Below are 21,459 nucleotides of genomic sequence, written 5' to 3'. Positions count from 1 at the left end.
GCCAGTGACAGCGGGCGCCGGCATCCGTGCTGTGCACCGACTGTCCGGGCTTGCCGGCCCCATGGGCCGCCTTGCGCAGACGCGCATCGGCCTGGTGGGGTTGGTCATCGTCGGCTTCGTCGTTCTGGCTGCGCTTCTCGCTCCCTGGCTCCCTCTGCACGATCCCCTCGATCTGATGATGGAGCATCGGCTGGAGCCTCCGGGACTGTCATTCCTCCTGGGCACGGACGAGGTCGGCCGAGACGTCCTCGCCCGGCTGGTCTGGGGCGCTCGCGGATCCCTGATGATCGGCGTGCTGACAGTCGCGATCGGGCTCTGCGGCGGGCTCTTCATCGGTATCCTGTCCGGGTACTACAGCGGAACGCTCGTCGAAACCGTCCTGCTCGGCCTGATGGATATCTTCGCGGCGATTCCGCTGCTCGTCTGGGCTATCGCGATCGTTGGAATTTTCGGCACCGGTTCGGTGCAGCTGGGGCCGCTCGTGCTCCCCAACGAAGCCAAGATCATTCTCCTCGTCGGCCTGCTGTTCATCCCCGGGCTGGCGCGTGTCGCCCATGGTCTGGCGCTGGCCGAGGCCAGGGCCGATTACGTGGCGGCGCGGCGCCTGCAGGGCGCAGGTTCCTGGTCCATCATGGCCAGCGACATCCTGCCCAACATCCTCTCGCCGATCTTCGTCCAGGCGAGCGTGCTGATCGGCATCGGCATCATCATCGAAGCATCGCTGAGCTTCATCGGCCTCGGCGTGCAGCCGCCGACCCCGAGCTGGGGCGGAATGCTGGCCGATGCGCGCTCGCTCGCCTTCTCCGACGAATGGTGGGTCGCGACCTGGCCGGGCCTTGCCATCTTTCTCACCGTGATCGGCTTCAATCTGGTCGGCGACGCACTCCGGACGGTGCTCGATCCCCGGCGGCGCGATGGGGGACCGGCACTATGACCGCGCCCGTGCTTTCCCTGAACGACCTGTCCGTTGCCTTTGGTCAGGGCACCGCGGCCCGGACGGTGGTTCACGGCGTGACCCTCCAGGTGCGGGCCGGCGAAAAACTGGCGATTGTGGGCGAGTCGGGCTCGGGCAAGAGCGTCACCGCGCTTGCGATCATGCACCTGCTTGGACGCTCGGGCCGGGTCGTGGGTGGCTCGATGTGCCTCGAAGGCGAGGACATCACGACCATTCCCGAGAGCGCCTGTCGCGACCTGCGTGGCCGCAGGGTGGCGATGATCTTCCAGGATCCGATGACCGCCCTCAATCCCGCCTTCACGATCGGCCGGCAGCTCGTCGACGCCATCCGCAGCCATGACGATCCGGGCTCCAGGGCGGCCTGGTCGGAGGCCGAACAGCTCCTCGGCAAGGTCGGTATCGACGACCCGGGCCGCCGGAGCGCTCAATATCCCCATGAGCTCAGCGGCGGCATGCGCCAGCGTGTGTTGATCGCGATGGCGATTGCCTGCCGGCCGCGCCTGCTGATCGCAGACGAGCCGACGACCGCGCTCGACGTCACCGTTCAGGCCCAGGTGGTTGCGCTGCTGCGGGACATCAGCGCGACGTTCGGGATCGCCCTGCTGTTCATCTCGCATAATCTCGATCTGGTCGCGGAGTTCTGCGACCAGATCGCGGTGATGTATCGCGGCCGGATCGTCGAATCCGGCAGCACGGAGGCGATCTTCACGTCTCCGCGTCACCCCTACACACGCCTCCTGCTGGACTCCGTGCCGCGGCCGGGCCGTCCGCTGCGCGCGGCAGCGCCTGGCCGCCTGACCGGGAACCGCAGTGAGGGCGTCTGCGATTTTCTTTCCCGCTGCCCTTTGGCGGACACGGACTGCACCCTGCGGCCGACCCTGCGGGGTGTGGGCGCGCATTTGAGCGCCTGCTGGCGGAGCGCCTGAAATGAGCCGAGCCGAAGAATTCCCCCCTTCGCCGCTTCTTGCCGCCACAGGCGCCAGCCGGCGCTACCGCGTGGCGCGGTCGGCGCTGGCGCGCCTGCTCGACCGGCGCACGATGTCTGCTCTCCTTGGGGCGAGCTTCGAGGTGAGGCCCGGCGACGTCCTGGGCATCGTTGGCGAAAGCGGCAGCGGCAAGTCGACGCTCGCGCGGCTTCTGGTCGGGCTCGATCGCCCGAGCAGCGGTCAGGTCTCGTTCGAAGGGCGCGATCTCTCCAGCTTTTCGGCCGTCGACTGGCAACGGTTCCGAAACCGCGTCCAGTTCGTCTTCCAGGGCGCGCACACCGCCTTGAACCCCCGCAAGACCGTTGCGCGCAGCCTGAGCGAAGCCTTCGCGGGCTCGCTCAATCCGGGGGCGCTCGAGGCATTGCTGGCACAGGTCAGCCTCGGGCCGGAACTGCTCGATCGGCTGCCGCATCAGCTTTCGGGCGGGCAGAAGCAGCGGATCGGGATCGCCCGCGCGCTCGCCCGGCAGCCGGAGGTGTTGATCGCCGACGAGCCGACATCGGCTCTCGACGTCTCCGTGCAGAACGAGATCATCGCGCTGCTTCAGCAACTGCATCGCGACAGGCACCTGACACTGGTGATCATCAGCCACGATCTCGGGCTGGTCGGGGCGTTCTGCGACCGCGTGCTGGTGATGTATGCGGGCCGGATCGTCGAGATGGGGCCTGCCGCAGAGATTCTGGCGGAGCCGGCGCATCCCTATACGCAGCGCCTGGTGGCCGCCATTCCGCGCGGGCTCGCCGGGCGCAATCGCCCAGCCGAACCGCCCCTGCCCGAAGCGGCCCGCCATGGCGGCTGCCCCTTCGAACCCCGTTGCAGCAACCGGATTCCGATCTGTGCGCAAAGCGAGCCACCCGAGGTTCACCTCGGCGATCGGCTCGTCCGGTGCCACGTGGCGCAGAGCTCGGTCCAAAACCTAGCGGAGACCAACCTATGACAGCGCGCTCGTTTCGCGTGGGTGCCGATATCGGCGGCACCTTCACGGATATCACCTTCCTGGAAAACGGTCAGACGGTCCATTCCTTCAAGCGCCCGTCGACGCCGGACGACTATAGCCGCGGCATCGTCGAAGGCGTGCTGGCGTTGCTTGACCGCATTGGCGGCAAGCCCACCGAGATCGAGGAGGTCGTCCACGCCACGACCGTGGCAACCAACGCCATCCTGGAGGGCAAGGGCGCCACGACGGCGCTGCTGACGACGCATGGATTCCGCGACGTCCTCGAGCTCGGCCGGCTGCGCATGCCCGAGCTCTACAATCTGAATTACGAGAAGCCGACACCGCTGGTGCCGCGCCATCGTCGCTACGAGATTGCCGAGCGCATGGGAGCCCATGGCGACATCGTCCTGCCCCTGGACGAGGACAGCGTCGTCGAGGCGGCGCGCAGCATCGCAGCCAGCGACACGCGCGCGGTCGCGGTCAGTTTCCTGCACGCGTATGCCAACCCGCAGCACGAGCGCCGGGCCTGCGAGATTCTCACGGGGATGCTCGGCCCCGAGATCTTCGTCAGCTGCTCCAGCGACGTCCTGCCGGAGATCCGCGAATACGAGCGGACGAGCACGGTGGTGGTCAACGCCTATCTCGGGCCAGTCGTGCGCTCCTATCTGCGTGCCTTGTCGACGCGGTTGCGGGATGCGGGCATTCACGCACCGCTGCAGGTCATGCAGTCGAGCGGAGGCGTGATGAGCGCCTTGTCCGCAAGCGAGAAGCCGGCCTGCATCATCGAGTCCGGTCCCGCAGCCGGCGTCATCGCGGCGGCCCGCATCGGCGCGGCAGGAAGCGCCAATGATATCATCACGATCGACATGGGCGGGACGACCGCCAAGGCCGCGATCATCGAGCAGGGCCAGCCCGCCCGCACGACGGAGTACGAGGTCGGGGCCGGGATCAACATATCGAGCAAGCTGATCAAGGGCGGCGGGCACGCGGTGAAGCTGCCCTTCATCGACGTGTCGGAGATCGGCGCCGGCGGCGGCAGCATCATCCGGGTCGATGCCGGCGGCCTCATCCAGGTCGGTCCCGACAGTGCCGGCGCCGTACCGGGCCCGGCCTGCTATGGCACGGGCGGCACCCGTCCGACGCTGACCGACGCGCTCGTCGTGCTCGGCTACATCAATCCGGACCATATCGCCGGCGGCGCCGTGCGTCTGGAGGCGGAGCGCTCCCGGCGCGCGCTCCGCGAGCAGGTCTGCGCCCCCACGGGGCTCGACCTCGAGACCGCGGCCCATGGCGTCTACGCCATTGCGGCCTCGACGATGATGCGGGCCGTCAAGGCCGTCTCGACCTATCGCGGCCGCGATCCGCGCGACTTCACCCTGTTCGCCTTCGGCGGCAACGGTCCGGCGGTGGCAGCCGAGATCGCGCGCCTCCTCGACATGAAGCGTGTCGTCGTCCCCTCGCATCCCGGCGTCTTCAGCGCGCTCGGCCTGCTCTACTCGACGACCGAACACGACCTGATGCAGACCTATTTCTGCGCCCTCGACGCCGTCGATTCCGACACGCTCGACAGGGCCTACCGCAAGCTCGAGACCAGCATGTTCGCCGGCCTCGAGGCCGATGGTTTCACGAGAGCGGACATCGAAATCGACCGGCTTGCGGACCTGCGCTACGCCGGGCAGGCCTATGAGCTGACGATCGGGCTCACAGACCGCCCCGGCGACCCCATCGACATCGCTGCCATGGGCGAGGCCTTCCACCGCGAGCACAAGCTGACCTACGGCCATGCATCGACGAGCGATCCGCTGGAGATCGTCAACATCCGTGTGACCGGCCGTCCCCGCAACGATGGGACCACCTACCGGCCCTCAGCCCCGGCAGCGCGAACGGCGACACCGGGATCTCCAACGGAGCGGACCTGCTGGTTCGGACCGGAATGGGGGCATCTGAGGACGCCGATCATCACGCGCCTCGATCTCGCGGCCGGCGACCGGGAAAGCCCGCTGATCGTCGAGGAATACGACGCCACATGCGTGGTTCCGCCTGGCTGGACGGCCGGTCTCGACGAATTGGGCAATCTCGTACTCACAGCCTCGGAAAGGTGAAGTCATGCTTGTCGCCCATTCTGCTCCCCAATCTGGCCCCGAATTGTCGTGCTCCGATCCGGTGACCCTGGAGATCGTCAAGAACGCGCTCGCCTCCATCGCCGATGAGATGGCGCTGGTCATCCTGCGCAGCGCCTATTCGCCGATCGTCCGGGATTCGATGGACTACTCGACGGCGCTTTGCGATCGAAACGGCCTGATCATCGCCCAGGGGCTGACCAATCCGGTGCATCTCGGCTCGTTCCCGAGCGTGATGGTCAACATCCTGAAGCGGTTCGGCGGGAGGATGCAGCCGGGCGACGGCTACATCACCAACGACCCCTACGGCGCCGGCGGCATGCATTTGCCGGACGTCTACCTGGTCAAGCCCGTCTTCCACGCCGGCACTCTCGAAGGTTTCGTTGCGAGCCTGGTCCACCACACCGACCTCGGCGGCATGGCGCCCGGCAGCATGGCGCTGCATGCAACCGAGATCTTCCAGGAAGGATTGCGGATCCCGCTCATCAAGGTCATGCACGAAGACCGGATGGACGAGAACCTCCTGGCTTTCCTGGAGGTCAATTCCCGCGTTCCGGATCAGGTGCTGGGCGATCTGCGTGCCCAGATCGCCGCCTGCGCCGCTGCCGAACGTGGCTTCGGCAAGGTGCTCGAAAAATATGGCGCGCTGGCCATGCGCGGGATGCTGGCGGAGCTGCACGACTATGCGGAAAAGCTCGTCCGCGACGAGATCCGCGCGATGCCAGACGGCGTCTATGAGGCCGAGGATTTCATCGACGGCCTCGGCGAGGGCGGCGGGCCGATCCGCTTCAAGGTCACGGTCACGGTGGCAGGCGACGAACTGGAAATCGACTGGACGGGGACGAGCGGAGAGGTGCCGGGCGCCATCAACGGACCCGTGGCGATCACCTACTCGGTCGCCTATGCCGCCTTGCGCTGCGCGGTCCAGGCGGCGGTTCCAAACTGCGAGGGCTATACGCGGCCGGTTCGGGTCGTGGCTCCGCTCGGCACCATCGTCAACCCGCGTCCACCCGCGGCCTGCGCGGCCCGCGGCGTCATGGCCTATCGCATGCTCGATGTGCTGTTCAACGCCTTTGCCCAGATCGTGCCGGACCGGATGCCGGCCGCTGGCGAAGGCGGACCCTCCGCCGTGTCGCTCAGCGGCATTCACGAGGGCAAGACCTGGCTGATCACCGATGGAATTCTCGGAAGCTGGGGGGGGCGGGCCGGAAAGGATGGGGTCGACGGGATCGCCAACCCCGGCGCGAACCTCTCGAACATGCCGATCGAACTGATCGAGGCGCGCTATCCCTTGAGGATCGAGACCTATGGTCTCGTCGCCAATTCGGGCGGTGCCGGCCGTCGCCGTGGCGGCATGGCGATCACGCGGTCGTACCGTATCCTCGGCGATGACGCGCAGCTGACGATCCGTTCCGACCGGCGCGCGCATCTGCCGCCCGGCCTCTTCGGCGGATGTCCCGGCTCTCCGTCCCTCAATATCCTCGATCGGAACGGCAAGGCCGATCTCCTCCCGGTGATGCCGATGCGAACGCTCGCCCTGAGCAAGGGTGATCTCTTCACCCATGTCGCGCCCGGCGGGGCAGGCAATGGCGATCCGCTCGAGCGCGACCTGGACCATGTCGCCGACGATGTCCGCGACGGCCGCTTCACCAGGGAGTTCGCGCGCGACGTCTATGGCGTCGTCACAGGAGCGAACGGTCGCGCAGACCCGCTCGCGACGGAGGCTCGTCGCGATGGCCTCGCAGCCGATTTGCCCAGGCTGGCCGAAGCGCAGCTCCGGCTCTTCATGGCAGGGGACCAAGGCCGGGCGGCGCTGAGCCGGGACCATGAGGGAGAAGCGGCATGACTGCGCAAACCGCATTCTCGGCAATCGACCCTGGCCACAACCGGACCGATTGCCATCGGCACGATCTCGCCCGACTCTTGCGGCCAAGCTGGGCGGAGCTCGATTTCGACGCGCTCGGTCGGAATGTCGCGGCAACGCGCAGTCTGGTCGGCCCGGATGTCCGCATCTACTTCGTCTGCAAGGGCGATGGATTTGGCTTTGGCGCCGCTGCGGTCGCCAAGGCCGCGGAACGCGCCGGTGTCGACGGCTTCTGCGCCGGCAGCCCCGATGAGGTCGTTTCGATCCGCAGCACCGGCACCTCGCTTCCCGTCCTGTTGTTCGCGTCGACCACGCCAGACGATTTGCCGGCCGCCGCCCGGCTCGGCGCCACGGTCACGGTCCAGAGCCTGGCCGATATGGACGCCGTGCTCGCGGCGGGCGATCGGATCGAGGTCTTTGTCGAGGTCGATTGCGGGCTTGGCCGCTACGGCCTGCGCCCGCAGCAATGGCAAGGCGTGTTGCAACGTCTTCGCACGGCCGATCATGTCAGGGTGCGAGGCCTGTACTCGCATCTCAGCACGCCCGATGACCCCGATATCAGCAGGCAGCAGGCCGAGCTTTTCCGGCAGGCAGCAGCCGATGCCGCGGCTGCCGGCCATGACGATCTCATCCTCATGCTGGCCTCGAGCCGCGTCGTGCTCGCCTATCCCGACATGCTCTTCAATGCGGTCGACCCCGGGCGATTGATCTATGGCGGGGGGCTTGATGAGAACTGGATGGAGATTGGCGGCCTCTCGCCTTTGCTCACGGCCGTGAAGTCGCGGATCATCCAGGTCCAGGAGCATCCTCCGGGAACAGTGCTGGGGATCGGCTATGGCGCGCCGATCGCCATCGAACGCGGCATGCGGACCGCGGTCGCTCCCATCGGCTTCTGGGATGGGCTGAACCATATTCCGCCGCTCGGTGAGGTTCTGATCCGCGGCCGGAGATGCCCCGTGCTCGGGCGCCGGACCTTTCAGCATTCGGTCATCGACGTGACCGCCCTTGCCGAGGCCGCGCCCGGCGATGAGGTCGTGGTCCTGGGGCGGCAGGGCACCGAAGAGATCTCGATCCATGATCTCGCCAGGGCGATCGGCATCACGGTCATCGAACTGGTCCCGCGGCTCGCGCGCTCATTGCCGCACGTGTATGTCGGCCTGGGGCAGGAGAGGGACGGTTGGCGTGGCTAAAGGGGGGACGAGGCAGTCGGCGGCCGAGCCCAGGCCGATCACGATCAAGGATGTCGCGAGCCGAGCCGGTGTCGGGCTCGGTACCGCTTCACGTGTTCTCAACGGAAACGAGAATGTCGCGCCTCATTTGCGCGAACAGGTTTTCAAAGCCGTCCAGGATCTGGGCTATCACCCCAATTCCGTCGCGCGCTCGATGCGGCTCGGAAAGAGCTACGCCGTCGGCTGCCTCGTCACGGATATCCGCCAGCCTATAGCGGCTGAAATGATCGCAGCCGCGGAAAACACCCTGCGTCGGGCCGGGTACACGCTGATTGTCGCCAGTACGCATTTCGACGACAGCCGCGAGGCCGAGATTCTGTCCTTGCTGCAGAACCGCGTCGTCGATGGCATGCTCCTGGCGGTCAATCGTGATAACGACCCGGAGACGGCGCGGCGGCTCGCCGCCATCAATATTCCCATGGTGCTCTGGGAGCGCAGCCCCGATGGCGGTTTCGATACCGTCCTGACGGAGCATCGTGTCGGCGCCCGCAGGGCAACCGAGCATCTCCTGGAGTTGGGGCACCGCGAGATCGCGCTCGTTGCCGGCCATCTCGACACCTGGGTTGGTCGGGAGCAGCGGGCCGGTTTCGATGCGGCGTTCACGGCCCGGAGGCTGGAACCGCCAGCAGGCCGTATCTTCGAGGTGGGCGCATTCGGCGCCCGCAAGCTGGAGGCCCTGTGCCGTGTAGAGCGGCCGATCACGGCGATCATCGCCAATATCGACGAGATCCCCGGCATCCTGCATTTCTGCGCGAAACGCGGCCTCGTGCTGCCGCGCGACATGTCGATCGTGTCGATCGGTGACGCCAGTATCCTGGAGGTCATGACGCCATCGATCACGGCCGTGCGCGGCAATGGCACCAAAGTAGCCCAGCTCGCAGCCACTCTGCTGCTGAAGAAGATGGCCGACAAGCAACCGGAAACGGCGTCGGAGCGCTTATCCGTCGGCATGCAACTCAAGATCCGGCATTCCACGGCGCCCTTGAACGATGGTGGCGGTGGGCATGTCTAGAGCATTTCCGTGTTTCTCCGAACCGCGGAAATGCTCTAGCTCTTTGTTTTATCGCATTTTCTTCACGCGAACCGGTGTCCACTTCGCTCGAAAATGCTGTAGCCAGCGCATCATCGTTGCTGATCGCTGATCGATCGTCAGGGCTCCACGGTGGTGGAGAGGAAGGTCATGATGTCCCTCCATGTCAGAACGCCGACTTACCACTCGTCTTCTCTCTCCCGGGCGAGCGGGCGAACGGTGTGGCTGAAGCTTGAATCCCTTCAACCGTCGGGGTCCTTCAAGCTCCGCGGCATTGGGCTTGCGTGTCAGGAACATGCAAAGCGCGGGGTCAAGCGTTTCGTCAGCTCGTCTGGCGGCAACGCCGGGATCGCCGTCGCCTATGCCGGGCGTGAACTCGACATCCCGGTCACGGTTGTCGTTCCCGAGACGACATCGCCAAGGGCCTGTCGCCTGATCTCGGACATGAATGCCGATGTCCTGATTCATGGCGCGTCCTGGCAGGCGGCAAACGAGCGCGCGCTTTCGATGCTGGGTGACAACGATGCGTTCATCCACCCCTTCGACGACCCGGTGGTGTGGCGAGGGCACTCGACGATCATCGATGAGGTGGTCGAAGACGGAGTGCAGCCTGACCTCGTCGTCCTCTCGGTCGGCGGCGGGGGATTGCTGAGCGGCGTCGTCGAAGGCTTGCAGCGCCACAAGCTGAATATTCCCGTTCTTGCGGTGGAGACGACCGGCGCGTCCGCCTTTGCCCAGTCGGTTGCCCGGGGCGAGCGCATCGTTCTACCGGCGATCGAGAGTATCGCCACCTCGCTCGGTGCGCGCCAGGTCTCGGAGCATGCTTTCGCTCTCGCTGCCGACCATCGCATCGACTGCGCCGTGGTCTCGGACCTTCAGGCAGTGGACGCCTGCCTGCGGTTCCTGGACGACCATCGCGTCGTGGTCGAACCGGCATGCGGGGCGAGTATCGCCACGATCTACGAGAACGTAAAGGAACTCGCCGATTATCAGAACATATTGGTCATCGTTTGCGGTGGGGCGACGTCGACGGTGGAGCAATTGAATACATGGCGCCACAGTCTCTCGTCAGCGAGTGATCCATAGGATCAAGTCTATGATTGCGCTGACAAGTATCGATATCTGGTTCAAGTTCAACTTTGGATGATTGTGATGTCAGTCGATTTTCAGGCCAGCTACATCGACAGGGCGGCCCTCGTCATCATGCACTATCAAGTTGACGTGTTCGAGATCCTGTTCGGGGAGCAGCCATCGCCCTTGCTGGATCGGTGCAACGCACTGATCCGGAGCTGGCGCGCCACTGGCCGACCGGTGCTGTTCCCGAATTTTTCGCTGGGCGAAGAGTATGAACATGCGCCGCCGGCGAATAACCGCCAGATCACCCCCTATCTGCCCAGCGGGCGATTTAAGACCGGTCTGCCCGTCGCAGGGCTCGCGATCGAACGAGGTGACCTTGTCTATGCCTGTCCGCGAGCCAGCGTCTTTTATGGCACGTCACTCGACACCGACCTTCGGACGCGCGGTGTCAGCACGCTTGTGATGGCGGGGATCAGCACCACCGGCGTGGTTCTTTCAAGCGTCGCCTGGGCCAGTGATGCGGATTACGATCTGCGCCTGGTTCAGGACTGCTGCTATGACCCGGATCAGGATGCACACGAAGCTCTGTTTCGTTCCGGGTTCGGCGGACGCGTACAGGTCGTGTGAGGCACGAATACCAACGCCGTCGAGAGCTTCTTCAGCAGCATCCAGCGGGCCTATGTCGGCTCCTGGAACGCCGGCCAGGCCCATCCCGGCGCCGATGGATTGGCGCGTCGCCTCGGGCGTGCTGGCCGAGGCGACGGCAAGACGGCTTCTCGCCCGATCGAAGATCCTTAGACGAGCCAACCTCCATCCTCGACCCGGAAAAGATCAAGGAGCTGCTCGACACGATGATCTCGTTGGCCGAGGAGGGGATAACGATGATCTGCGTCACCCATGACCGCGTGATTTTCATGGCTAGTGACGAGATAACTGAAGTGGCGCCACCGGCCGAAGTCTTCGTGGCCCCTCTGCATGAGAGTACGAGGATATTCCTAGGCGGCATCGCACCGCGGCATGAGTCGAAGCTGCGCCGCTTTGCCATTGACGTTTACCCACAAGATTGCGGATCCTGGGCGCCGGTAACGCAGCCGCGACGCCGTATAAGGCCGGGCACCTCGCTTTACAGCGATATACCAACCGCTTATCGCGATTGTGACGGATCGATGACATAACGAGGCGCCGATGCTCGGCTGGTTTCAGAAGCTCCTGCCCAAGGAGCCCAAGTTCTTCGACCTGTTCGAGAGCCACTCCAGGACATTGGTGGCGGGCGCCGTGGCCCTGAACGGCCTGCTCAGCGGCGAGATCCCGGTGGCGGCAGGTTGCGCCGAGGTCCTCACCCAGGAAAACCGCGCTGACGAGATCGCCGCGGAGGTGATGCTGGAAGTCGGTCGCACCTTCATCACGCCTTTCGACCGTGGCGATATCGAGGAACTGATCGGCTCGATGGATGACGCCATCGACCAGATGCAGAAGACAGCGAAGGCGATCACGCTGTTCGAGGTCGCGAGCTTCGAGCCCTGCATGAAGGAACTCGGGGCTGTCATCGTCCAGGCATCCGAGCGCGTCGTCGTGCTGCTGCCGCTGCTGCGCGATATCAAGAAGCATGCGATGTCGATCGGTGCGCTCGCCAAGGACATCCGGTCCATCGAGGAACGGTCCGACGAGCTTTACGACCAGGGCCTGAAAGAGCTGTTCAAGGCACACCAGACCTCGGACACCATGGCCTTCATCGTTGGCGCTGAAATCTACGATCATCTCGAAAAGGTGGTGGACCGCTTCGAGGATGTCGCCAAGCGCGTCAGCCGTATCGTCCTCGAACATCTTTGAGTGGTTCGCCCGGTGGATTTCTCAAGCGTCGCTTTTGCCCTGGTCTTCCTGATCGCGGTCGCGCTTCTGTTCGATTTCCTGAACGGACTTCACGATGCGGCCAATTCCATCGCGACCATCGTCTCGACCAGGGTTCTGGCGCCGCGCTGGGCGGTGTTCTGGGCTGCCTTCTTCAACTTCATCGCGTTCCTGTTCTTCGGCCTGCATGTCGCCCAGACCGTCGGGTCCGGCATCGTCCAGACCGCGATCGTCGATGACCGCGTCATCTTCGGCGCCTTGACGGGCGCCATCGTCTGGAACGTCGTCACCTGGATCGCAGGTATTCCGTCGAGTTCGTCGCATGCGCTGATCGGCGGGCTGGTCGGGGCCGGGCTGAGCAAGGCCGGCTTCTCGTCGATCGTCTGGTGGGGGCTCGGCAAGACCTTCGTCGCGATCTTCATGTCTCCCGCCATTGGCTTCGCACTCGCGCTGCTCCTGGTCCTGGTCGTCTCCTGGGTGTTCCTGCGCGTGGCGCCAATCAAGGTCGACAGCACCTTCCGTGTATTGCAGTTCGTTTCGGCTTCGCTCTACTCGCTCGGGCACGGGGCCAATGATGCGCAGAAGACGATGGGCATCATCGCGGTGCTGCTGTTCTCGCACGGCATGATGGGCGAGACATTCTCGGTGCCGTTCTGGGTTGTCATCTCCTGCCAGGCGGCCATGGCATTCGGCACGCTCTGTGGCGGCTGGCGGATCGTCCATACCATGGGCTCGAAGATCACCCGGCTTTCGCCCCAGCAGGGTTTCTGCGCGGAGACCGGCGGCGCGATCACGCTGTTCATGGCGACCTATCTCGGCATCCCGGTCTCGACGACGCATACGATCACGGGCGCGATCATCGGTGTTGGTGCGGCGCGGCGCGTGACAGCCGTGCGTTGGGGGGTCGCTCGCGGAATCATCTTCGCCTGGATCGTGACGATGCCGATGTCCGGGCTGATCTCGGCTATCGCCTATTTTGTCTCCGGCCTGTTCCTGACTGGCCGGTGAACCGGATGAGGAAACGCTGTCGAGCGTATGGCGCCGAGCCTGCGCGCGCGCGCCAAGCCGGTCAGTTCAGCTCCAGCGAACGGATGGCAGCCTTCAGGCCGGGTTCGTCGACAATCTCGGCTGCATCTTCAAGCGTGAACCAGTGGGAAAGCCGCTGATTGTGCTCGGCCCATTTTTCAAGCCGCCGCTCGACGTCAAGAATATAGAGCGCCACCTTGCAGAGCACGAAGTGGTCGTTCATCCGCTTCCAATAGATGTAGCGCCCCGCGGGCTTCTTGTGGGCTTTGCCGATCACGCCGGCCTCTTCGCGCGCTTCGATCGCCGCCGCCTCGTGGTTCTTCTTGCCCTTGATGGGCCAGCCCTTGGGAACGATCCATCGCCGGGTCGTGCGTGTCGTGACCAGGAGGAGTTCCGGTTCCCCTGTCGGCGATCGGCGGATGGGGAGCGCGGCGATCTGCGAGCGCGGCTTCCCCGATCCTGACTTCGCCTTCTTCATCGAAACGTGAGCCCTCCCCGTGCGCAAACAGAATCTATGTTAGCGAGCCGGCAAATCAATGGAATAACTGTTCAATGCCTTTCAGGCGGTAGGTTGACCGATTCAGCGGCGATGGCCATGTGCTTCATGGCAGCGGCATCAACGCGCGAAGCCCTTGAGAGGCCGACCTCCGGCTTCATGTCCGCAGGCTGGCGTTCACCGATCGGCGGATTCTTCACGCACCTACGTCCAATACCGGAACCTGCTGCTTTTCCCCAATTGGTTGCGCGCGCGGGTGTCGATCAGGTGGGGAGGAGGCGCGCCCCGATGCGCATGGCAGCATCCTGCAAGGCAGTGAGATGCACCGGGCGTCCTTCAGGCGCGACGATCGAGGTCAGCGACGAGATGCTGAGTGCGCCGGCGAGCGCGCCGCTGCGGTCGAAGATCGGTACGCCGACGCCGGTCAAGCCAATGAAGAAGTCGTCGGCCGCCAGTTCCCAGCCTTGCGCGCGAATGCGGTCGGCCTCGCGCCAGAGCCGTTCGGGGTCCGTTTGGCTTGCTGGCGCGCGCTTTGGCAGTTCCAGGGCCAGTGCTTGCCGTCGCTGCACCTCGTCGAGATAGGCCAGGATCACGCGTGGGCCACCGCCGCAGTTCAGCGGCGCCTGGGCGCCAACCGCGAACCATGTCGCGTCGACATGCGGCAGCGAGGCGCGGACCCGGTCCACGCACAGTGCCCGGCCCGATATATGGACCCACAGGAACGAGGTCGCGCCGGTCTTCTCGGCGATCTCGGTCAGATAGGGGCCGGCCACGTCCCGGAGCTCGCGCCCGGTCGTCACGGCGCTGCCGAGTTCGATCAGCCCGACCGCCAATGCGTAGGTCTGCGAGCGTTCGTCATGCTCGACCAGTTCGTTGAGCTGCAATGTCTGCAGCAGCCGCCGCGTCGTGCCCTTGTCGAGGCCGACCTGGCGCGCAAGTTCGCTCAGACCCAGACGTGGCTGTTCGGGGCGGAAAGCGCGGAGCAGGGCGATGGCACGGTCGAGCGCCCTAACGATCGGGACGCCCGGCGGAAGTTTTGCGGTCCGGCTGTCGCCTGCACTGTTCATAGCCCTCTCGCAGCGCCAATCGCCTGAACTTTCATCGTGTCGTCTAATAACACGGCATGTCAACCATTGACACGAATTTTGACTTTGGCTTTCAATGGCGTGGAGCTTGCTAATCGGCACATATTCGGGTGCGATCCCGTTAGGCCGCGATGCCAGTTGAAAGAGAGGCCGTGTCCGGTGCGCTCACGCAGCTGCCGGAACCGGCACAGGGGAACGGGAGAACAACGATGACCGGATTGAGACTTGGCTTGGCGCTTGCCGCTTCAGTGCTCGCGCTCGGGGCCGCGACCGCGCAGGAGCCGAAGAAGGGTGGCACAGTGCATGTCGTGGTGCAGCCCGAGCCTCCGATGCTGATGCAGGGGCTGAACCAGAACGGCCCGACCAATATGGTCGCCGGCAATATCTACGAGTCGCTGCTGCGTTACGATGAGAAGCTCAACCCGCAGCCTTCGCTCGCCAAGAGCTGGGAGATTTCTCCAGACGCGAAGGTCTACACCTTCAAGCTCCAGGAGGGCGTGACCTGGCATGACGGCAAGCCTTTCACGGCTGATGACGTCGTGTTCACGCTCGACAAGTTCCTGCGCGAGGTTCATCCGCGCTGGCGGCCGATCGTCAATGCCCAGGTCGAGAAGATCGAGAAGGTCGACGATCTCACCGTCAAGATCACTCTGAAGCAGCCCTTCGGCCCGCTGATCATGACACAGGAAGTCGCTTCGGCCCCGATGATCCCGAAGCACATCTATGATGGCACCGATTACCGCGCGAATCCGGCGAACAACACGCCAATCGGCACCGGTCCGTTCAAGCTGAAGGAGTGGAAGAAGGGCTCCTATATCCACCTCGTCAAGAACGAGAACTACTGGCTGAAGGGCAAGCCGAACCTCGACGAGATCTACTGGCAGATCATCCCGGATGCGGCGGCGCGCGCGGTCGCCTACGAGACCGGCAAGGTCGATGTGCTGACCGGCGGCTCAGTCGATGTCTATGACGTGGCGCGGCTCTCGAAGCTGCCCAACACCTGCGTGACGACCAAAGGCTGGGAAATGTTCGCCCCGCATGCCTGGCTGACGCCGAACGTGCGCAACGGCATCCTCGGCAACAAGCAGTTCCGCCAGGGCCTGATGTACGCGATCGACCGCGAATTCGGGAAGGACGTGGTCTGGGGCGGGCTCGGCAAGCTGCCGACGGGGCCGATCTCGTCGAAGACGCGCTTCTACTCGTCCGACGTGCCGAAATACGCCTTCGATCCGGCCAAGGCGAAGGAGCTGATCAAGGCATCCGGCTATAAGGGCGAGACGATCAAGCTGCTCAACCTGCCCTATGGTGAGACCTGGAGCCGCTGGTCCGAGGCGATCAAGCAGAATCTCGAGGATGTCGGGGTCAAGGTTCAGATCGAGAATACCGACGTCCCTGGCTGGACCCAGAAGGCCAGCAACTGGGACTTCGACCTGAATTTCAACTTCCTCTACCAGCTCGGCGATCCTGCGATGGGGGTGGCGCGAAGCTACATCTCGAGCAACATCGCCAAGGGCAATCCCTTCGCCAATGTCGGCGGCTATTCTAACCCTGAGGTCGACAAGCTCTTCGCCGAGGCCGCCATCGCCCCGACCGATGCGCAGCGCCAGGAGCTCTACACCAAGGTACAGAAACTGCTTGCAGACGAATTGCCGGTGCTCTGGCTACTCGAGATGGATTTCCCGACGATCTATCGCTGCAACGTCAAGAACCTCGTCACCACCGGCATCGGCGTCGATGACGGCTTCCGCGATGCCTGGAAGGAGTGAGGCCTTTGCCGTCCCGGATGCCGCGCGGCGGCGGTCCGGGACGGCATGACGCCAGGACTTTGTGACGCGCCTCTTCCTGACGACGATTCCGGGTTTGAGTCGTGCTCCGTTTGGGGTGACGCGGACCGGTCATCTTGCCTGTCCGTAGCGCTGAAGGATTTTGATGAACCTTGCTCAATTCCTCGCGGGCCGACTGGCGAAGGGGATCGTCGTCCTCTTCGCCATCGCGATCCTGAATTTCTTCCTGATCCGCGCCGCGCCCGGCGATCCCGCGCAGGTTCTGGCGGGAGAGGCGGGCGCGGCCGATGCGGTGCTGCTCGAGCAATTGCGGATGCGCTTCGGCCTAGACCAGCCGCTGATCCAGCAGCTCTGGATCTATCTCAAAGGCTATGCCTCGCTCGATCTCGGTTTCAGCTATCGCCAGCAGAGGCCCGTGCTCGACCTGATCCTCGACCGGCTGCCTGCGACCCTGCTGCTGACCGGCGCGGCCTTTCTCGTCTCGCTGGGTCTGGGCGTTCTGATGGGCGCCCTTGCCGCGCGGCGGGCCGGGCGCTGGCAGGACAGCGTCATCACCACGCTTGCGCTCGTTTTCTACGCGACGCCGCTCTTCTGGATCGCGCTGATGAGCCAGATCGTGTTCTCGCTGAAGCTCGGCCTCGTGCCGAATGTCGGGTTCGAGACGATCGGCGCGAACTATACCGGCTTCGCCCGTGCGCTCGATATCGCGCAGCATCTCTTCCTGCCGGCGCTGACGCTCGGATTGTTCTTCACGGCGCTCTACGCGCGGATGATGCGGGCCTCGATGCTGGAGATTGCCGGTGCCGATTTCGTCAAGACGGCGCGCGCGAAGGGGCTTTCACCCGGGGTCGTCTCGCGCCGGCATGTGGCGCGGAACGCGATCCTGCCAGTCGTGACCCTGGCGGGCCTGCAGGCGGGCCAGCTCGTCGGCGGCGCAGTTCTGACCGAGACGGTCTTTGCCTGGCCCGGCATCGGCCGCTTGATGTTCGATGCCCTGGTGCAGCGCGATTACTCGGTGCTGCTCGGCGTCTTCTTCGTCTCGTCGGCCATGGTCGTCGGCTTCAATATCCTCACGGACCTGGTCTACCGGCTGGCCGATCCGCGCATCGAGGCGACATCATGAGCTTCCTCAAGCGTTTCGCGCGCAATCGCGGCGCGGTGGTCGGGTTGATCATCCTGCTCGTCGTCATCGTCTTCGCGCTGCTGGCACCGTCCCTCTTTCCGCAATCGCCATGGCGCACGGTTGGCCGGCCGTTCCTCGCGCCCTTCGTCATGGAGCGCTTCCCGCTCGGTACTGATACGCTCGGACGCAACATCGCTGCGGGGCTGGTGCATGGCGCGCGGGTCTCGCTGATGATCGGTGTGGTCTCGACACTGGTCGCACTGCTGATTGGCGTGCCGCTCGGCGCGGTTGCGGGTTATGCGGGCGGCTTCGTCGACGATGCGCTGATGCGCTTCACCGAGTTCTTCCAGACGATTCCGAGCTTCGCGCTCGCCATCGTCCTGGTCGCGATCCTGCAACCGCAACTCGGCTCGATCGTGCTCGCGATCGGGGTGGTCAGCTGGCCGCCCGTGGCGCGGCTGGTGCGTGGCGAGGTCCTGTCGCTGAAGACGCGCGAATATGTGCAGGCGGCCGTGACGATCGGCCAGTCGACGCCGCGCATCATCTTCAGCCAGGTGCTGCCCAACACCATCGCGCCGATCATCGTGATGGGCTCGCTGATGATCGGCTCGGCGATCCTGCTCGAATCCTCGCTCTCCTTCCTCGGGCTGGGCGACCCCAATCTGATGAGCTGGGGCTATATGGTCGGCGCCGGGCGTACACGCCTGATCGATGCCTGGTGGATCAGCTTCTTCCCCGGCCTTGCCATCTTCCTCACGGTTCTTGCGCTCAATCTTGCGGGCGAGGGGCTGAATGACGCGCTGAATCCGCGTCTGGCGCGGGGGAGGGAGTGATGACGACGCCCGTTCTCGCCATCGAGGGGCTGAAGCTCGCCCTGCCGGCACTCGCCGACCGCGCCTTCGCGGTCGAGGATGTCTCTTTGACCATCGCTCCCGGTGAAACGCTCTGCGTCGTCGGCGAATCCGGCTCCGGCAAGTCGATGATCGCGCATGCGGTGATGGGGCTCCTGCCGAAGGCGGTGAAGCCCGCTGCAGGCGCGATCCGCCTCGCGGGGCGTGATCTGCTGGCGCTCGACGAGGCTGCGATGCAGGATGTGCGCGGCCGTGAGGTCGGCATGATCTTCCAGGAGCCGATGACCTCGCTCAACCCCGTGATGCGGGTGGCCGATCAGATCGTCGAGACGTTCGAAGCGCATGGCCTGCACAGCAATGCCGAGCGCCGCGCCCGTGCGGTCGCGTTGCTGACGGAGGTCGGCTTGCCCGACCCCGAGCGCCTGGCCAAGGCCTATCCACATGAGCTCTCCGGCGGCCAGCGTCAGCGCGTGATGATTGCGATGGCGCTCGCGCTCGAACCCAAGCTGCTGATCGCCGATGAACCCACCACGGCGCTCGACGTGACCACGCAGGCGCAGATCCTGAAGCTGATCGACAATCTGCGCCGCAAGCACGGAACGGCGGTGCTCTTCATCACCCATGATTTCGGTGTCGTTGCCGAGATCGCCGATCGTATTGCCGTGCTGCAGCAGGGCAAGCTGGTCGAGGAGGGCACGGCCGATGCGGTGCTGTCCCAGCCGAAGCACGACTACACCAAGCGCTTGCTCGCGGCTGTGCCGTCGATGACGCCGCCCGAGCGTCCGCCGATCACTGAGACCGTGCCTGTGCTGAGCGTCGAGAAGCTCGGCAAGGTGTATCGCAAGCGCAGCTTCTTCCGGCCCGGGCGCGAGGTGAAGGCCGCCGACGATATCAGCTTCACCTTGGCCCGTGGCGAGACGCTTGGGCTGGTCGGCGAATCGGGATCGGGCAAATCGACGGTCGGGCGCTGCTGCCTCAGGCTGATCGAGCCCGATGGCGGGCGGATCGCACTGGGAGATCTCGTCCTCAGCGATCTCGGTCCGGCCGCGCTGCGCGAGCATCGCAAGCGCATCCAGATGGTCTTCCAGGACCCGTTCGCCTCGCTCAACCCGCGCCAGACGGTCGGGCGGATCATCTCGGACGGGCCGGTGGCCCATGGCACGCCGCGCGCGCAGGCGCTCGGGCGGGCAAGGGAGCTGCTCGAACTCGTCGGTCTCTCGGCCAATGCAATCGACCGCTATCCGCATGAATTCTCAGGCGGGCAGCGCCAGCGCATCGGCATCGCCCGCGCTCTGGCACTCGAGCCCGACGTGCTGGTCGCGGACGAGGCCGTCTCGGCGCTCGATGTCTCGGTTCAGGCGCAGATCCTGACGCTGATCAAGGATATCCAGCAGCGGCTCGGCCTTGCCATCCTGTTCGTCACGCACGACCTGCGTGTGGCTGCGCAGATCTGCGACCGCATCGCAGTGATGCAGCGCGGGCGCATTGTCGAGACCGGCCCGACCGCTGCGCTCTTCGCCAATCCGCAGCATGCTTACACGCGCCAGCTGCTCGCCGCCGTGCCTGGCGGCGGCCGCTTCGCGCTGTGAAGCAGCCTGGCCGGCCATTGCCTCCCCGTCATGGTCGGGCCTGCCCCGACCATCCATCTCCTCACCTGCCATCCGCGTCGCGAGGCGCGGATGCTCGGCACAAGGCCGAGCATGACGGCGAGCACCAGCTTGCCGCGTAACCGATCGGAGACCTGCCCATGCCTCTCGACCCTGCGCTTCGCGACCGCATCCTTGCTTCAGTGGAGGCGGGCTTTGCCGATCAGATCGCCTTCACCCAGGAGATGATCCGTTTCGGCTCGCTGCGCGGGCAGGAACATGCGGTGCAGGATTTCGTCTTCCGGGCACTGAAGGGGCGCGGCTTCATGATGGACCGCTTCGCAATGGATCGCGAGGCGATTGCGGCCCATCCCGGCGGTGCGCCGTTCTCCGAAGAACATTCGGACGCGCCGATCGTCGTCGGCATCCATCATCCGCGCGAGGAGAAGGGGCGCTCCCTGATCCTGCAGGCGCATGTCGATGTCGTGCCGGCCGGGCCGGACAAGCTCTGGACGCATCGGCCCTTCGACCCAGTGATCGAGGGGGACTGGCTCTATGGCCGCGGCGGCGCGGACATGAAGGCTGGTCATGCCGCCAACCTGTTCTGCCTCGACGCGCTCCGGCGCATCGGCCTGCAGCCGGCGGCGACGGTCTACGTGCAGTCGGTGGTCGAGGAGGAATCGACCGGCAATGGCGCGCTGATGACGCATCTGCGCGGCTACAAGGCCGACGCGGTGCTGATCCCCGAGCCGGAGGAGGAGATGTTGGTGCGCGCCAATACCGGTGTGCTCTGGTTCCAGATCGAGGTGCGCGGCGTGCCGATGCATGTGCGCGAGATGGGCGCGGGCGCGAACGCGATCGACGGAGCCTACCGCGTCATCGGGGCGCTGCGGAAGCTGGAGGAGCAACTCAACGCGGAGAAGACTGGCCGCGAGCATTTCGAGGACATCGCCCATCCGATCAACCTGAACATCGGCAAGATCGAGGGCGGCGACTGGGCCTCCTCCGTGCCGTGCTGGTGCAGGATCGACTGCCGCATCGGACTCTATCCCGGTGTCAGCGCCGAGGAATTGGCGAAGCGGATCGAGGCGTGCGTGCTGACGCATGCGCGCGGCGATTCGTTCCTCGCCAACAACCCGCCGAGCGTGACCTTCAACGGTTTCTATTCGGAAGGCTATGTGCTCGAGCCCGGCAGCGAGGCGGAAGCCGTGCTCGGCCGGGCGCATCAGGGCTCGACCGGCAAGCCCTTGAAGAGCTTCATGACTGCGGGCTATCTCGATACCCGCGTCTATGCGCTCTACGACAAGATTCCGGCGCTGTGCTACGGCCCTATCTCGGAGAATATCCACGCCTTCGACGAGCGGGTCAGCCTCGCCTCACTGAAGCGCATCACCGGGACCATGGCACTGTTCGTCGCTGAATGGTGCGGCGTCGAGAGTGTCCCGGAGTGACGCCGCGCGGG

The 21,459-nt window shown here is 65.1% G+C and carries 18 protein-coding genes and 1 pseudogene; 17 read left to right on the top strand and 2 right to left on the bottom strand.

Going from position 1 to position 21,459, the window contains the following annotated elements; all coding sequences use genetic code 11:
* Positions 1-4: 4 nt before the first annotated feature.
* From FG93_RS07845 to FG93_RS07790, 12 genes and pseudogenes are all read left to right on the top strand, one after another.
* The gene (locus FG93_RS07845) at positions 5-934 is read left to right on the top strand and encodes an ABC transporter permease (protein WP_161783790.1); all 930 of its coding nucleotides are present in this window, start codon (positions 5-7) and stop codon (positions 932-934) included.
* A complete protein-coding gene (locus tag FG93_RS07840) occupies positions 931-1,881 on the top strand; it encodes an ABC transporter ATP-binding protein (protein ID WP_043233454.1) in 951 nt (316 codons plus the stop codon). The genes FG93_RS07845 and FG93_RS07840 overlap by 4 nt, the downstream gene beginning before the upstream one ends.
* Position 1,882: 1 nt before the next feature.
* Positions 1,883-2,878, top strand: a complete 996-nt coding sequence (locus tag FG93_RS07835) for an ABC transporter ATP-binding protein (RefSeq protein WP_043233453.1) — start codon at positions 1,883-1,885, stop codon at positions 2,876-2,878.
* On the top strand, positions 2,875-4,980 hold the full coding sequence (locus FG93_RS07830) for a hydantoinase/oxoprolinase family protein (RefSeq protein ID WP_043233452.1): 2,106 nt from the start codon (positions 2,875-2,877) through the stop codon (positions 4,978-4,980). The genes FG93_RS07835 and FG93_RS07830 overlap by 4 nt, the downstream gene beginning before the upstream one ends.
* 4 nt (positions 4,981-4,984) lie before the next feature.
* Positions 4,985-6,844: a hydantoinase B/oxoprolinase family protein gene (locus FG93_RS07825; protein ID WP_052513483.1), complete on the top strand. Its 1,860-nt coding sequence runs from the start codon at positions 4,985-4,987 to the stop codon at positions 6,842-6,844.
* Complete coding sequence (alr, locus tag FG93_RS07820; protein ID WP_081881376.1) at positions 6,841-8,052, top strand: alanine racemase; 1,212 nt, start codon at positions 6,841-6,843, stop codon at positions 8,050-8,052. The genes FG93_RS07825 and alr overlap by 4 nt, the downstream gene beginning before the upstream one ends.
* A complete protein-coding gene (locus tag FG93_RS07815) occupies positions 8,045-9,103 on the top strand; it encodes a substrate-binding domain-containing protein (protein ID WP_161783789.1) in 1,059 nt (352 codons plus the stop codon). The genes alr and FG93_RS07815 overlap by 8 nt, the downstream gene beginning before the upstream one ends.
* A gap of 168 nt (positions 9,104-9,271) precedes the next feature.
* Positions 9,272-10,207, top strand: coding sequence for a pyridoxal-phosphate dependent enzyme (locus tag FG93_RS07810; protein ID WP_348270471.1), 936 nt, complete (start codon positions 9,272-9,274; stop codon positions 10,205-10,207).
* A gap of 66 nt (positions 10,208-10,273) precedes the next feature.
* Positions 10,274-10,825, top strand: coding sequence for a cysteine hydrolase family protein (locus tag FG93_RS07805; RefSeq protein ID WP_081881391.1), 552 nt, complete (start codon positions 10,274-10,276; stop codon positions 10,823-10,825).
* A gap of 170 nt (positions 10,826-10,995) precedes the next feature.
* Positions 10,996-11,214, top strand: a pseudogene (gene glnQ / locus FG93_RS33820) (glutamine ABC transporter ATP-binding protein GlnQ); the annotation flags it as partial.
* Positions 11,215-11,383: 169 nt separating this feature from the next.
* Positions 11,384-12,028, top strand: a complete 645-nt coding sequence (locus FG93_RS07795; protein WP_043233450.1) for a DUF47 domain-containing protein — start codon at positions 11,384-11,386, stop codon at positions 12,026-12,028.
* A gap of 12 nt (positions 12,029-12,040) precedes the next feature.
* Entirely contained in the window at positions 12,041-13,054 is a 1,014-nt protein-coding gene (locus FG93_RS07790) for an inorganic phosphate transporter (protein WP_043233449.1), read from the top strand.
* A gap of 61 nt (positions 13,055-13,115) precedes the next feature.
* Here FG93_RS07790 and FG93_RS07785 read toward each other — a convergent pair whose 3' ends face one another.
* Together FG93_RS07785 and FG93_RS07780 are read right to left on the bottom strand one after the other, a co-directional pair.
* Complete coding sequence (locus tag FG93_RS07785) at positions 13,116-13,550, bottom strand: NUDIX hydrolase (protein ID WP_043233448.1); 435 nt, start codon at positions 13,548-13,550, stop codon at positions 13,116-13,118.
* Between the two features lie 281 nt (positions 13,551-13,831).
* Positions 13,832-14,635, bottom strand: coding sequence for an IclR family transcriptional regulator (locus FG93_RS07780; RefSeq protein ID WP_043233446.1), 804 nt, complete (start codon positions 14,633-14,635; stop codon positions 13,832-13,834).
* Between the two features lie 227 nt (positions 14,636-14,862).
* On the opposite strand from FG93_RS07780, the gene FG93_RS07775 reads away from it, so the two are divergent.
* The 5 genes from FG93_RS07775 (at position 14,863) to FG93_RS07755 (ending at position 21,448) form a co-directional block, all read left to right on the top strand.
* Complete coding sequence (locus FG93_RS07775) at positions 14,863-16,419, top strand: ABC transporter substrate-binding protein (RefSeq protein WP_043233444.1); 1,557 nt, start codon at positions 14,863-14,865, stop codon at positions 16,417-16,419.
* Between the two features lie 163 nt (positions 16,420-16,582).
* A complete protein-coding gene (locus tag FG93_RS07770; RefSeq protein ID WP_043233443.1) occupies positions 16,583-17,560 on the top strand; it encodes an ABC transporter permease in 978 nt (325 codons plus the stop codon).
* Complete coding sequence (locus FG93_RS07765; RefSeq protein ID WP_043233441.1) at positions 17,557-18,393, top strand: ABC transporter permease; 837 nt, start codon at positions 17,557-17,559, stop codon at positions 18,391-18,393. The genes FG93_RS07770 and FG93_RS07765 overlap by 4 nt, the downstream gene beginning before the upstream one ends.
* Positions 18,393-20,000, top strand: a complete 1,608-nt coding sequence (locus FG93_RS07760; protein WP_043233440.1) for an ABC transporter ATP-binding protein — start codon at positions 18,393-18,395, stop codon at positions 19,998-20,000. The genes FG93_RS07765 and FG93_RS07760 overlap by 1 nt, the downstream gene beginning before the upstream one ends.
* A 158-nt stretch (positions 20,001-20,158) precedes the next feature.
* Positions 20,159-21,448: an ArgE/DapE family deacylase gene (locus FG93_RS07755; RefSeq protein ID WP_043233439.1), complete on the top strand. Its 1,290-nt coding sequence runs from the start codon at positions 20,159-20,161 to the stop codon at positions 21,446-21,448.
* Positions 21,449-21,459: the final 11 nt, after the last annotated feature.

Source organism: Allobosea sp. LC85 (genome assembly GCF_000735605.1).
In the GTDB taxonomy this organism is placed as follows: domain Bacteria; phylum Pseudomonadota; class Alphaproteobacteria; order Rhizobiales; family Beijerinckiaceae; genus Allobosea.
The sequence above is the reverse complement of the archived record's forward strand: the minus strand, read 5'-3'. Positions and strand labels throughout refer to the sequence as shown.